A 13,994-nucleotide genomic window follows, 5' to 3' on the forward strand; every position below is an offset into this window, starting at 1 on the left:
GAGAGTGGCCCGATCCTAACAGTCAGGGGAGAGTGTGGGCACACCAGCATGGACGAGGTGCGTCACGATACGTCACGGGTGGCCCTCTCACCTCTCCATCAGGACTTGCGAAAGCGCCACCTCAAGAACAATCGGCCACTTTTTCACAGCGAGTAGTCCCTCTTCCTTTCTTTGCCTGAGCGAACTGCCTAAAATAGTCGCCCTGCTGTATCCGGCATTCATCCATCTAGAGGATTTCCCATGGAGACGTTTCTGCTCGAAGGTCACCCCTTCGTTGCCTTGTGTGACCTTATCAAACATCAGGGGTGGGCCGATTGTGGCGGCGCCGCCAAAGCCCTCGTTGCCGAAGGGCTAGTCGAGGTGGACGGTCAGGTCGAGACCCGCAAGCGCTGCAAGATCGTGGCCGAACAGGTGGTCAACTTCAACGGCATGAAGGTCGTGGTGAAAGAGGGCGTCAGCCCGGAGATTGGCTAACCCCGTTTCGGGGAGCCACTCTCCGGCAACCCGCTAGCTGGCCTTGATCGACAGGGTCAGCACAAAACGCGCCATCGCCTCATCCCCGTTCAATGACGGACAGGTGGCCACCACCTGGATGGGGCGATTGATGCGCTGACCGCTTGCCAGCGATTCATCGATCATGGCGTCAATCTCCTCCCCCGCTGCGCAGTCGAACTGCACATCCCCCTCCGGTCGTTTCAAAAACTCCCCCTGCACATCCTTGAAAGCAAAGTGCACCTTCTTGCGCCGCTGCCGCCCCTTCTCCATCACCAGCAGACCGCCCACCAGATCGGCGCCGGTCGCCAGCGCGCCAAAATACATGCTGCCCAGATGATTGCGGGTACGCCAGCCAAGGGGAATGCGAATGCGCAGTGCCTTGGCGTTCATCTCTTCGATGATCGGGGCACAAAACCCGATGACGGGAATGTAGCGCCAGGCAAACAGCCGAAGCGCCAGATTGGCTTTGAAGCGTTGCAAATCCATATGCGAACTGATCCGATGAGTTAATGTAAACAACATGTTGCCTGCATCTGTGCCATTCGACAAGCACAGGGATCACGGTTACGACCTTTACCCAACGCAAAAAAACAGAGGGAACCGCACCGGTTCCCTCTTTTCGCGCATGTCGCTGTTACAGCAAATGTGCCGATCAGGCGCGCTTCTCTTCCAGCCAGGCCCCCTGACTCTGCATCTCGAACAGCTGGGCATAGTGACCGCCGAGGGCCATCAACTCACCATGGGTACCCCGCTCATTCACCTGACCGCGGGAGAGCAGCAGGATCTCGTCCGCATCGACGATGGTCGAGAGGCGGTGGGCGATGGCGATGGTGGTGCGGCCACGACGGGCAGCAGAGATCGCCTGCGACAGCGCCAACTCGGTCTGGGAGTCCACGCTGGCCGTCGCTTCATCCAGAATGAGGATACGCGGATCTCCCACCAGTGCACGGGCAAAGGAGAGCAGTTGCCGCTGACCGGCGGAGAGGTTCTTGCCCCCCTCCTCCATCAGGGTGTTGATCCCCTGTGGCAAGCTGCGCACAAAGTCGGCCAACTGCACCTCGCTCAACGCCTGCCAGAGCCGCGCGTCATCTATGCCGGCGCGGCCGAGACGCAGGTTCTCCGCCAGGGTGCCGACGAAGATAAAGGGATCTTGCTGCACCAGCCCGATGCTGCGGCGCACCGCCGCCAGCGACAGGGTATCCAGTGCGTGATCATCGAAGCGGATCTGCCCCTGATCCAGCGGATAGAAGCCCATCAGCAAGCTGATGATGGTGGACTTGCCGCTGCCGGTATGGCCCACCAGCGCCAGCATCTGGCCCGGTTTTGCGGCAAAACTGACCTCCCGCAGCACCTGCTGCTCACCATCGTAGGAGAAGCTCACCCGCTCGAAACTGACCCGCCCTTCCAGCGGGATCATCTCGCCCTCGGTGCTCTCGCGGGTTTCATCGAGCAGGGCAAAGACCCGCTCCCCCGCCACCATCGCCTGCTGCAGCTGGTTAAGCTGGTTGGTCATCTCGATGAGCGGCTCGATCATCCGGCCCAGATAGCTGATAAAGGCGTAGAGCACACCCACCTGAATGGCACCAGTGCTGCTCAGTCCCTCGTGGGCAAACAGCGCCAACAGGCCAATCAGCACCATCATGTAGAAGAGATCGATGAGCGGACGCAGCAAAATGCCGTTGATCTTGAGGCTCTTGATCCGTGCCGACCAGTGCTGCTGATTCACCTCGGCAAAGGCGTTGGCAAAGTAGCGCTCCTGCACCATCGCCTGGATCACCGGCATCCCCTGCAGCGACTCGTTGAGGCGGCTGTTGATGTCGGAGAGCAGGCTGCGGGTCGCTCGCACCACCGGCACACTCAGTTTCTGGTAGAGCCACATCACCCCGCCCACGGCGGGCAGCAACAGGGAGCAGACCAGCATCAGCCGCAGATCCAGCAGCGCCATGGAGATGAGGATGCCGCACAAGAGCACCACCTTTTGCACCAGCAAGCCGATCACCTGCACATAGAGGTTCATGATCGCCTCGGTGTCGTTGGTGATGCGGGAAATCAGCGAGCCGGAGCGATGCTTGTCAAAGTAGCGGGCCGGCAAACGGATGGCGGTAGCAAATACCTGCTCGCGCAGGGTTTGCACCACCGCCTGAGCGATACGGTTAAAGCGCAGGGATTGCAGATAGAAACCCGCCGCCGACAGCACCTGCAAGCCCAGATAGCCCGCTGCAATCAGGGCTATGGTGGGCAGCACGATATTGCGAGGCGCCAGATAGTCATCGATAAAGAGCTTGATCAGCAGCGGCCCGGCCACTTCGGCGCCGGTAGCAAGCAGCAGGCAAATCCCAGCCTGGATCAGCCAGCGAGGATAGCGGGCGCAGTAGGCGAGCAGTCGTTTAATGGTCGGATTCACAGGCTCTCCTCCACCGCTTCTTCGAGTCGCTGGTAACGCACCATATCTGCATACCAGCCATTGTGCGCCATCAGGGTACCGTGATGACCCCGCTCGCTGATGGCCCCCTGCTCCAGCACCAGGATCTCGTCGGCCTGCTCTACCGCCGTCATGCGATGGCTGACCAGGATCAGGGTGCGACGATGGGCCTTGAGGGCATGCAGAATTTGCTGCTCGGTGTGGGCATCCACCGCCGAGAGCGCATCATCGAGCACCAGAATGGGCGCATCCAGCAGCAGGGCGCGGGCAATGGCCAGCCGCTGTTTCTGGCCGCCGGAGAGGGTCACCCCTTTCTCCCCGACCTCGGTCTCATAACCCTTGGGGAAACGCACGATATCATCGTGGACACAGGCAATGCGTGCCACCCGTTCGACCTCCTCGCGGCTCGCATCGGGTTTGCCGAGGGCGATATTGGCAGCGATGGTGGTGGAAAACAGGAATGGCTCCTGCGGTACATAGGCAAACTGGCTGCGCAGTGTGGCGAGCGGCAACTGGTCAATCGGAACGCCACCCATGACAATCGAACCGTGAGTCGGATTGGCAAGGCGCATCAACAGCTTGAGCAGGGAGCTCTTGCCTGCCCCGGTGCGCCCCACCACCCCGAGCATCCCCCCTTGCTTGAGGGTAACGTCGATATCCGCAAGCAGGGTGCGCTGCTCAAGTTGATAGCTCACCCCTTTGATCTGCAAAGGAAAGGCAGAGGTAAACGCGGCCGGCTGGGCGGGCTCTTCGATATCGCTGCGCTCCCCCAGCAGGCTTTCGATACGGGAGTAGGCGGCGCTGCCCCGCTCGATGATGTTGAACAGCCAGGCGATGGCAAACATCGGCCAGATCAGCTGGCCGAGGTACATGGTGAAGCTGGTGAGCTCACCCAGAGTCAGCTCATCGCGCAGCACCAGCACACTGCCCCCCGCCACCGCGAGGAAGTAGGAGCAACCGATACAGAGGTAGATGACCGGATCGAACTTGGCATCGATGCGGGCCACCGCCATATTGCGCTCCCCCGCCTGTTTGGTCAGCTCGGCAAAGCCTTCATCTTCCAGCGATTCAACCGCATAGGATTTCAACACCCGCACGCCGGAAAGAGCCTCCTGGGTCTTGTTGTTGAGCCTGGAGAAGGCCCCTTGCGCCGCCTTGAACTGGGTGTAGATCTGGGTGCCGAAGCGGTTCATGAAATAGGCCATCACCGGCAGCGGCAGCAAGGAGACCAGCGTCAACTGCCAAGAGTACTGGCTGCACATGATGGAGAGCACCAATACCCCGACCATGATGGAGTCCACCAGAGTCAGTACCCCTTCGCCAGCGGTCATCTCCACAGCCTGAATGTCATTGGTGGCATGGGCCATCAAATCGCCAGTACGGTGGCGCTGATAAAAATCGGGGCTCATCCGGGTGAAATGGCTGAAAAGGCGATTGCGCAACACATAGGCCAGACGGTAAGAGGCACCAAACAGCATCACCCGCCAGACGTAGCGCAGCAGATAAATCAGCACACCCAGACCAAACAGCCCCGCCAGATAGCGCATCAGGGTACCATTGTCGAGACCGCCCTTGGTGATGCCATCCACCACCCAGCCCACCACTTTGGGCGGAATAACGGTCAACAGGGCCACCATCAGCAGCAGGGAGATGGCAGCCAGATAACGGGGCCACTGCTCCTTGAAAAACCAGCTCAATCGTAGAAATACGCTCACACCACCAACCTTTAGCGCTCTCTGCCCGTGACAGCGCCCAAGAGCGGCCATCAGAGAAGCCACGCAGAAATAGAACAATGAAAACAATCGCCTCCGGCTGGAGGCGATTTGAACAAAAGCTCATCATATCCCGAACCGGGATGGTTGAGAATAATTACTATTTAATTCACTGTGACATGCGATCATCCCCTGATGAATAGGGATTATACGAATTTTCATGCTGCTCACCGGTCAACAGGAAGTGTGACACCTCTTCCCGGGTCTGGCTGAAGACCTGTTGCAACTGCTCCAGATCCGCCTCGCTCAGCACCTCGTTTTGCCGCAGGCGCCACTCCAGCTCGCCAGCCACCAATTGCAGACGGGCCGCCGAGATATTGGCAGACACCCCCTTGAGGGTGTGCAGCAGCTTGCTGGCCACCTCGGGCTGCTGACGGCGCAGGGCGGAGCGGATCTCCCACAGATCGTCCTTGTGCTCCGACATGAACAGCTTGAACAGGATCTGCAATGCCTCCTTGTCCTGCTCCAGCCGCTTGAGTGCATCCTGCAGATCGAGGATCCCGATCATATCCGGCGGTTTCACCTCCATGATTCCCGCCTGCTCCACCCCTTGCGGCTTTACCCACTGCAGCAGGTTGTTGTAGAGATCCAGCTTGCTCACCGGCTTGGTGACATAACCATTCATCCCCACCCCCAAACAACGCTCCTTGTCACCGGGCATGGCGCTGGCGGTGAGGGCAATGATGGGCACATCGTGTTTGTCGACCATCTTGCGGATCTGGCGGGTGGCATCGAGTCCGTCCAGCACCGGCATCTGCAAATCCATCAGGATCACGTCAAAAGGCTGCTCGGCGACCCGCTCCACCGCCTCCCGACCATTGCTGACCACACACACTACCGCATCGACGCGCCGCAGATACTCGATGATGAGCTGCTGATTGACCCGGTTGTCTTCCGCCAACAGCACTCGGGTGCCCTGCAACAGGGATTTGAAGTGTTGCTGATCCCCCTGTGCCTCGGCCTTGCGCAGGTTGAGCTCGTAGGAGCTGCCGTTGAGCAGTTCGTCCACCTTGGCCAGCAGGGCATTTTCGGTCATCGGTTTGGGCAGAAAATGGGTCAGCCCCATGCTGTCCATCCTGGCGTGTAGCCCCTCTCTGGCCCAGGCACTGATCATCAGGATGGGGATCCGCCGCCACTGGCTGTGCTGATACATCTCCAGCGCCAGATCGAGCCCATCCTCCTGACCCATGCGCCAGTCGAGGATCGCCAACCGCAGATTCGGTCCCTCTTCACGGAGCAGCTGACGGGCACGGGAAAGGGAGTTGACCGGCAGCACCCGCACTCCCGCGCGAGTCAGAATGTCCCGGGCCAGATCCAGCACCAGTTCGTTGTCATCCATCACCATCACCAGCGGCTGGTTTTCGAAGAAGACTTTCCGTCCAGCCACTCCGTAGACCGCCTGCGCCATCGGGATATCGAACTTGAACAGAGAGCCGACGCCAGGCTTACTCTCTACGGTGATCCGCCCCCCCATCAGCTCCACCAGCCGCTGGGAGATATTGAGCCCGAGTCCCGAGCCGCCATATTTTCGGGTATTACCCGCCTCCAGCTGGGTAAACGCCTGAAACAGTTGGGTCTGCTTCTCTTCGGCAATACCGATGCCGGTATCGCGCACACTGAAGCGGATCCGCATTGGATGGGAGTTGGCCAGATCGATGGAGACTTCGACCTCACCACGTTCGGTGAATTTGATGGCATTGTTCACCAGATTGACCAGAACCTGCCCCAGCCGCAGAGGATCCCCACGCAAGAAGACAGGCACCTCCGGCGATTTGCGAATGATCACCTCCACATGTTTGCGCTCCGCCAGATCGGCAAACATGCCCGCCAGCGAGTCGAGCTGCTCGCTGAGATCGAAGTCGATCTCCTCCAACGTCAGCTTGCCGGACTCCACCTTGGTCAGATCGAGAATGTCGTTGATAAGCAGCAGCAAGGTATCTGATGAAGACTTTATCTTGCCCAGATAGTCCCGTTGTTGCTGATCCAGCTCGGTCTGCAGTGCCAGCGAGCTGAAACCGATGATGGCATTCATGGGGGTGCGGATCTCGTGGCTCATATTGGCCAGAAAATCGCTTTTGGCCTGTGCCAGCAAGGCCGTCTGACGGGACAACTCGCTCAACTTCTGATTACGACGCCATAGGGTATAGGCCACCAGCACAAAACTGATCAAGGCACCGCCAAGCACCATTAAATAGAAGCGGTTCAGCAATGACGAAGCCCGCTCCAGCTTATCCATCTTCCAGCGCACCAGGTTATCGCTCACCTGCATATCGATGAGACGATGGCGCAGGGTATGATAAGCCATCACCTGACGACTCAAATCCTTGCTCAGGTTAACCAAGGTGATCACCTCGGGTTGCGAGCCGTAATGGGAAGCAAGAGCACGCTGCAACAAGCTCAGCTGTTGCTGATACTGGTTATCGGCGCTGTGTTGCAAAAAATGGCTAAGTTGGGCCAACTCATTGAGATCACGATGCAAGAGGCTCTCTGCCGGCGTGATAGCGCGTACCTTCTCAAGCTGATGCTGAAAGGGTTGCACGATATATTCCACCGCCTTTTCCATGCTGTACAGTCTGGCCAGCTCCATCTGGTAGAGATCCAAATCCTGCAGCAACCTCTGTGAAAGAGGCGTTTGCTCAACCTCAGCATCACTACGAACCCTGTGAACAAAGCTATCGAGGATACCGGATAACTGGACGAGCCGTTGCTGAACATTGCTATCATTGGCACTCTCACGACCAAGCAGGTAAACACTGTCGGTGTTGATCCGGTTCAGCACTGCCTCCGCAGCCTGATTCAGGCTGTATGCACGCTGCTGTTGACTAAGCAGTTGCCAGCAAAGAACCGAGAAGCCGAGCAACAAGGCAGCAACAAGCAGCAGTACCACAGGGCTCTTCCGTGATCCTTTATTCATCCCGTTTTGACTCTCTACTTATAATGGCCGCTGAATTATCCGGCTTGGGCAGAGCTCGGAGTGGAAGTGTCCACCCCAGCCGAGCGCTGTGTTAACGTTATTTCACTATTTTAACTCTGGCACTATTTTCATCACAGCCACCAGAACCGATCTTCAAGGAGACTATTATGTCATTTATCACTACTTATTGTAGCCACTGCTTTACAAGAAACCGCCTGCCCTCCACCCATGTAACCCACTCCGCCAAATGTGGGCACTGCAAGGCGTCCCTGTTCAGCCAAACCCCTTGCCTCGGGAAGGCGGATAACTTCGATACCCTGATCAACTCCGATATTCCGGTCGTGGTCGATTTTTGGGCCAGCTGGTGCGGCCCTTGCCAGCAGTTTGCTCCAGTATTTCATGATGTTGCCCATGAACTCGAACCACAGATGCGCTTTGTCAAAGTCAATACCGAGCAGCAGAGCACCATTGCCGCCCGTTACGCCATTCGCAGCATCCCCACCCTGATGATCTTCAAACAGGGCAAACTGGTGAACCAGATAAATGGATCCCTGCCCAAGAACATGTTCAAGCAGTGGCTGGAACAGTTTACGGATGTTTAATTTATGTTTCAGTCATGTTTGATTTATGTATTTATTTCCTCATTTTTATCAATGAGTGTGTGAGTAGAGACTGATTTTCAATATGTGAGCCTGTTTCAAACAAGTGAATGGATGTAATCTCGGCAACACAAAAACAACCATAAATTAACCGAGAGAACGATATGCACACATCGGCTGTACCCGCTACTCCATCTCGTTGGCTGGATATCAAGACCGGGATCGTGATCCTGGATCTGCTCCTGCTATGCATCATGCTCGCTTGGCTCCCTTTTGATCCTATGGTCAACAAGGGGCTGGGCATTCTGGTCTTTATAGCTATTCTCTGGCTGACCGAAGCGGTCAACATCACTATCACCGCGATCTCCATCCCGGTACTTGCCACCCTGCTCGGGGTGTTTGATATGAGCAAGTCGTTGACCGACTTCGCAAACCCGGTGTTGTTCCTCTTCTTTGGCGGTTTTGCCCTGGCGGCAGCGCTATCCAAACAGGGGCTAGACACCCAGATTGCCGGTAAGGTGATGCAACTCGCCAAGGGACACCTCGGCTGGGCTGCCATCGTACTCTTCAGTATTACTGCGGCACTCTCCATGTGGATCAGCAATACCGCTACCGCCGCCATGATGATGCCGCTGGCCCTTGGCATGCTCAAAGGTCTCGACATTCACAAGGAGCGCCGCACACTGGTCTTCGTATTGCTTGGTGTGGCCTACAGCGCCAGTATTGGCGGCATCGGCACCCTGGTAGGCAGCCCGCCCAATGCCATTGCGGCCGCCCAGATGGGGCTGGGCTTCACTGACTGGCTGAAATTTGGCATTCCTGTTGTCCTCATCTTCATGCCAGTAGGCATCGGGCTGCTCTATCTGGTAACCCGCCCCAACCTCTCACATCAGGTCAGCACCGAGCGAGTGACCATAGAGTGGACCGGCCAACGCAAGGTGACCATGCTGATATTTCTGACCACAGTGCTGTTGTGGATTGGCTCCCAGCCTATTGCCCAGGCGCTGGGAGGAATACCTCAATTTGATACACTGATCGCCATGGGAGCCATCATCGCCATCGCCGTCAGCCGGGTGGCCAGCTGGGATGACATCAACCAGAACACCGACTGGGGAGTACTGATGCTGTTTGGTGGCGGCTTGACCTTGAGCGCCATCCTTAAGCAGACCGGGGCCAACGCCTTCCTGGCGGAGCACCTATCCAACGGTCTGGCCACCATGCCGATCTTCGTCATCCTGCTCTGTCTTGCCACCTTCGTGGTGTTCCTGACCGAGCTGGTATCCAACACCGCTACCGCCGCTCTGCTGGTTCCACTGTTTGCCGGAGTTGCAGAGGCACTGGGAGTCTCTCCCATTGTCGTATCCGTGCTGATCGCTGTCGGTGCCTCCTGCGCCTTCATGCTACCAGTGGCTACCCCGCCCAACGCCATTGTCTTCGCCAGCGGCCATATCCAGCAGCGTGAAATGATGCGGGCCGGCCTGGTGCTGAACCTGGTCTTCACCGTCATTTTGACCCTGCTTGCCTATTTTATGGGCGACATACTGCATTGATGGCTGGTGGCTCGCTCGCCGGGCTCCTCAATCTACACCAGGTTCCAACAAAGCCCCGTATCATCGGGGCTTTATCTTTTCCTGCACCCCAACGGCCATCTGTCACATCCCTGACCATCGTCAGCTTGTGCCATGCGACAGCAGCGAGAGTACACATGATGATGACTTCAGACTTATGAGCGATACGGGTGCCATGAGATGAGGTGTTCCCGGGAAAGGCTGGTAATAACGACATTAAAATAATATGTGATGCCCTGTGCATCTATCACAGATGATCAAGCTTTTTGCAAATGATGTACAAATATTTACGAATCCAAGCAGCTATAAAAAAACCCCGCATAGCGGGGTTCTCATATTAAGAGGTGATCAACCGATGTTGCAGGGTTTCAGCTTCCAGATACGATCCACATAGTCCTGGATGGAACGGTCTGAGTTGAACTTGCCCATGGTGGCCGAGTTGATGATGGCCTTCTTCGCCCACAGCGCCGGATCCCGATACCAGGTATCGATCAGCTTGTGTGCATCCGAGTAGGACTGGAAGTCCGCCAGGGTCAGGTAAGGGTCTCCCCCTTCCAGCAAAGAGCGCTTGATGGAGGCCAGCTCACCCGGACGACCCGGCGTGAAGTAGTCGGTATCAAACCAGTCCAGCACGGCTTTGAGCTCGGAGTTGGCATAGTAGAAGTCGTACGGGTTGTAACCGCGCGCCTTCAGCGACTTCACTTCGTCCACGTTCAGACCGAAGATGGCACAGTTTTCGGCCCCCGCCTCTTCGGCGATCTCGATGTTGGCTCCATCCAGCGTCCCGATGGTGATTGCACCGTTGAGTGCCATCTTCATGTTGCCGGTACCGGATGCTTCATAACCTGCAGTAGAGATCTGCTCGGAGACATCTGCTGCCGGGATCAGCTTCTCGGCCAGACTCACGCGGTAGTTCGGCATGAACACCACTTTCAGCTTGCCCTGGATACGAGCATCGTTATTGACCCGATCCGCCAGCTTGTTGATGGCATAGATGATGTCTTTGGCCAGCTTGTAACCGGGCGCCGCTTTGGAGCCGAAGATAAACACACGCGGATGCATGTCATAGTCCGGGTTGGCCAGCAGACGACGATAGAGTGCCATGATGTGAATAAGGTTCAGTTGCTGGCGCTTGTACTCGTGCAGACGCTTGATCTGAACGTCAAAGATCGCCTCGGCACTGACATCGATACCGGTTTCGTCTTTGATGACCTTGACCAGCTTCTCTTTGTTATGACGTTTGATGGTCATGAACTGCTGCTGGAACGCCTTGTCGTCGGCAAATTTCACCACGCCACGCAGTTTGTCCAGTTGCAGCGGCCACTCCTTGCCTACCACTTCGTTGTAGAGACCCGCCAGCTCCGGGTTGCAGGCCAGCAGCCAGCGACGCGGGGTTACCCCGTTGGTCACGTTGCACATTTTTTCCGGCCACAGCTCGGCATACTCGGGGAAGAGATCTTCATTCACCAGCTTGGAGTGGATCTCGGCCACACCGTTCACCTTGGACGAACCGATCACGCACAGGTTGCCCATGCGAACCTTGCGCACGGCCCCCTCTTCGATGATGGAGAGCTTGGCCTTGATGGCGTCGTTGCCCGGCCACTTGGGCTCCACCAACTCGTTCAGGAAGCGGGCGTTGATCTCGTAAATCACCTCCAGATGGCGAGGCAGTACTTTCTCGAACAGGCTGACCGACCACTTCTCCAGCGCTTCCGGCAGCAGAGTGTGGTTGGTATAAGAGAAGACCTGATAGCAGATGGCCCAAGCGGCATCCCAGTTCAGATCTTCCTCGTCAACCAGTACCCGCATCAGTTCCGGGATGGCGACAGTCGGGTGAGTATCGTTGAGCTGAATGGCAATTTGCGCGGCAAAGTTGCTGAAGTCGGCGCCATGCACCCGCTTGTAGCGGCGCATGATGTCCTTGATGGAGCAAGCACAGAAGAAGTACTGCTGGATCAGACGCAGCTCTTTACCGGCATCGGTCTCATCGTTCGGATAGAGTACCTTGGATATGGTCTCGGCCTGGGCTTTCTCAGCCTGGGAGTCGATGTAACCACCGGCGTTGAATACGTCCCAGTCGAAAAACTCGGAGGCGCGGGATTCCCACAAACGCAGGATGTTGACGGTGTGACCGCCAAAACCGACCACCGGAATATCCCAAGGCACCCCTTTAATCTTGCGACCGGCGTGCCACACCTTCTTCAGGCCGCCATTGTCACCAAACACGGTCTCGACGTAGCCATAGAGCGGCACTTCTTGCACCGACTCGGGACGGCAGATCTCCCAGGGGTTGCCATATTCACGCCAGGAGTCTGGGCGCTCAATCTGGCGACCATCCTGAATTTCCTGACGGAACAGACCGTGTTCGTAGTGGATACCGTAACCAACCGCCGGATAGTTCAGGGTGGCCAGCGAGTCGATAAAGCAGGCAGCCAGACGACCCAGGCCGCCGTTGCCAAGTGCCATATCCGGCTCTTGTTCGCACAGGTCGGTCAGTTCCAGGCCGAGTTCGCCCAGCGCCTCTTCGCAAGTCTTGTAGAGGGAGAGGTTGTGCAGGTTGTTGGAGGTCAATCTTCCCATCAGGAATTCAGCAGAGAGGTAGTGAATCGCACGAGTATCTTTCTTGAAATGAGTCTGCTGAGTGCGGGTCAGGCGCTCGTACACCTGTTCATTGACGGCCGCCGCAGTGGCTTTCCACCACGCTTCGGGAGAGGCTTTCTGTTCGCTTGTTCCCAAGGTAGAACGCAGGTGACGCACGATACTCGCCTTGAGCTGATCTTTATCCAGTTGGAGATCCTGGTCTGTCTTCTTCTTGGTAGCCATAAACCATATTCCTTCGTTACAAATAAAATTGTTATCCCGCTTGCGGGACCGGCGCTGTTGTTATCTCAAAATATGTACCGGCGTGAGAATACTAACTAAAGCGGCAGAATTAAAAGTTAACGCAAGTCACACTTTAACCGATAAAAACAGCCTGAAAAGCTTGAAAACCCTTTCCTTAAATTGATCGCACAAAAACAAACATTCCCTTTATTATCATAAGCTTAATGAAAAAATAAAAATATTCTGGCATGAATAGGTTTTCAGAGATTGCCAAGCCTTGAAAATCCCTGAAAATAGGCAGCAAGACGGCACATTGAAACCGGTTTCAATGTGCCTGAAAAATTACCGTATAAATATGAAGCAATCATTGCATCCTTAAAGATGTGCTTTGAACTGATTGCTCAATGGATCGTAATGGTACCCAATCTGATCCAGACGTCCTGCCAACTGCTCTTCACTCATATCGTAATAGGCCAGCAGCTCCTCCAACCCGTCACACTCAAGCCTTAGCTTCTCATTGATGATGCCCAGCAAGATGTTGGCATCAAGACGTTGCAAGGTACTGATATCCATGGCGGCACCTCCTGTAAATGACCTGTATAACCATGGGCGGTTACGCAAGGTTTGTCCATAGTACGAAAAACACCCAACCAGCTTTATATTAAATAGTGTTTAAAAACATAACCTTACTAACGACACATGCCAACACCATCACATTTTTCAGCAAAAACACCTTGTCACTGCCACAGGATAGAACTACTGTATACGCATACAGCTTGGATATTCATACAGGAACCCCATATATGAACCAGCCCCTGCACTCACTGCCCTTTGCGATGAATCGTGTCATGAGCAAGCCCTGGCCAACCAGAACCGCCTGCAAAGCGGAGTTGGCTCATTATGGTGTGACTATCCAGTCTGATGATCAGTTTCTGAGCGAGCTGACCAAGCTTGGGGAGGCTCATACCGGCTGGATCTTGTTGATCGCCCCGCCGGGACGCCCCACAGTCAGCCGTCTGGAAGAGCGAGGTATCGATCCCAAGAGAGTGCTGGTGGTACATAGCCCCAAAATCAAGAACTGGCAGCAAACCCTGGAGCGCAGTCTGGGCAATGGTCACTGCGCCGCCGTATTTACCTGGCTACCCGAGCAGATCGAGCTGGATCACGTCAAGCTGCAGCGACTGGGACAGCAATCTGGCGTACTCACCCGCTTCTTTGGCGCGAAACGGACTAACCTCGGCACACCTCTGCTGGCTTATTCAGAGCAAGATATCTATCTCAATCATTAAGACAAAAAACGAACGCCTACGCAGGCTCTCCCGCGGGTCGCAGTGACAGAAGGGCGCAAACAATATGTGACCAGCGGCTTTATTTGAAAGACAAGCTTGCAACAGCCTGACG

At 56.0% G+C, this 13,994-nt stretch carries 10 protein-coding genes; 4 read left to right on the top strand and 6 right to left on the bottom strand.

Annotated features, from left to right (window positions below):
* Window positions 1–240 precede the first annotated feature (240 nt).
* Complete coding sequence (ybcJ, locus tag G5179_RS11810; RefSeq protein ID WP_005361116.1) at window positions 241–474, top strand: ribosome-associated protein YbcJ; 234 nt, start codon at window positions 241–243, stop codon at window positions 472–474.
* A gap of 33 nt (window positions 475–507) precedes the next feature.
* On the opposite strand, the gene G5179_RS11815 is transcribed toward ybcJ, so the two are convergent.
* The 4 genes from G5179_RS11815 to G5179_RS11830 all read right to left on the bottom strand — a co-directional run bounded on the left by G5179_RS11815 (window position 508) and on the right by G5179_RS11830 (window position 7,603).
* Window positions 508–981 (bottom strand): DUF4442 domain-containing protein, encoded by a 474-nt coding sequence (locus tag G5179_RS11815; RefSeq protein WP_019446113.1) that lies wholly within the window; start codon window positions 979–981, stop codon window positions 508–510.
* 166 nt (window positions 982–1,147) lie between these two features.
* Window positions 1,148–2,899: an ABC transporter transmembrane domain-containing protein gene (locus G5179_RS11820; protein ID WP_421258425.1), complete on the bottom strand. Its 1,752-nt coding sequence runs from the start codon at window positions 2,897–2,899 to the stop codon at window positions 1,148–1,150.
* A complete protein-coding gene (locus G5179_RS11825) occupies window positions 2,896–4,632 on the bottom strand; it encodes an ABC transporter transmembrane domain-containing protein (protein WP_421258426.1) in 1,737 nt (578 codons plus the stop codon). The genes G5179_RS11820 and G5179_RS11825 overlap by 4 nt, the downstream gene beginning before the upstream one ends.
* A gap of 166 nt (window positions 4,633–4,798) precedes the next feature.
* On the bottom strand, window positions 4,799–7,603 hold the full coding sequence (locus tag G5179_RS11830) for a response regulator (RefSeq protein ID WP_421258427.1): 2,805 nt from the start codon (window positions 7,601–7,603) through the stop codon (window positions 4,799–4,801).
* 167 nt (window positions 7,604–7,770) lie between these two features.
* On the opposite strand from G5179_RS11830, the gene trxC reads away from it, so the two are divergent.
* Window positions 7,771–8,205 (top strand): thioredoxin TrxC, encoded by a 435-nt coding sequence (trxC, locus tag G5179_RS11835; RefSeq protein WP_421258428.1) that lies wholly within the window; start codon window positions 7,771–7,773, stop codon window positions 8,203–8,205.
* A 161-nt stretch (window positions 8,206–8,366) separates the two neighbouring features.
* Window positions 8,367–9,752: an SLC13 family permease gene (locus G5179_RS11840; protein WP_216978914.1), complete on the top strand. Its 1,386-nt coding sequence runs from the start codon at window positions 8,367–8,369 to the stop codon at window positions 9,750–9,752.
* A 366-nt stretch (window positions 9,753–10,118) separates the two neighbouring features.
* Here G5179_RS11840 and G5179_RS11845 read toward each other — a convergent pair whose 3' ends face one another.
* Window positions 10,119–12,593: a glycogen/starch/alpha-glucan phosphorylase gene (locus G5179_RS11845; RefSeq protein ID WP_421258429.1), complete on the bottom strand. Its 2,475-nt coding sequence runs from the start codon at window positions 12,591–12,593 to the stop codon at window positions 10,119–10,121.
* A 375-nt stretch (window positions 12,594–12,968) separates the two neighbouring features.
* Entirely contained in the window at window positions 12,969–13,166 is a 198-nt protein-coding gene (locus tag G5179_RS11850) for a DUF4250 domain-containing protein (RefSeq protein ID WP_005333612.1), read from the bottom strand.
* Between the two features lie 230 nt (window positions 13,167–13,396).
* Between G5179_RS11850 and G5179_RS11855 the strand changes: the two genes are divergently transcribed.
* A complete protein-coding gene (locus tag G5179_RS11855; RefSeq protein ID WP_064335890.1) occupies window positions 13,397–13,882 on the top strand; it encodes a hypothetical protein in 486 nt (161 codons plus the stop codon).
* The last annotated feature ends 112 nt before the right edge of the window (window positions 13,883–13,994 follow it).

Source organism: Aeromonas sp. 600886, assembly GCF_049174935.1.
Taxonomy (GTDB): Bacteria; Pseudomonadota; Gammaproteobacteria; order Enterobacterales; family Aeromonadaceae; genus Aeromonas; species Aeromonas veronii_A.

Bases quoted from the DNA above. Each gene is read 5' to 3' on its own strand.
- ybcJ (WP_005361116.1), top strand. From the start codon at position 241: ATGGAGACGTTTCTGCTCGAAGGTCACCCCTTCGTTGCCTTGTGTGAC.
- G5179_RS11815 (WP_019446113.1), bottom strand. From the start codon at position 981: ATGGATTTGCAACGCTTCAAAGCCAATCTGGCGCTTCGGCTGTTTGCC.
- G5179_RS11830 (WP_421258427.1), bottom strand. From the start codon at position 7,603: ATGAATAAAGGATCACGGAAGAGCCCTGTGGTACTGCTGCTTGTTGCT.
- trxC (WP_421258428.1), top strand. From the start codon at position 7,771: ATGTCATTTATCACTACTTATTGTAGCCACTGCTTTACAAGAAACCGC.
- G5179_RS11840 (WP_216978914.1), top strand. From the start codon at position 8,367: ATGCACACATCGGCTGTACCCGCTACTCCATCTCGTTGGCTGGATATC.
- G5179_RS11845 (WP_421258429.1), bottom strand. From the start codon at position 12,593: ATGGCTACCAAGAAGAAGACAGACCAGGATCTCCAACTGGATAAAGAT.
- G5179_RS11850 (WP_005333612.1), bottom strand. From the start codon at position 13,166: ATGGATATCAGTACCTTGCAACGTCTTGATGCCAACATCTTGCTGGGC.
- G5179_RS11855 (WP_064335890.1), top strand. From the start codon at position 13,397: ATGAACCAGCCCCTGCACTCACTGCCCTTTGCGATGAATCGTGTCATG.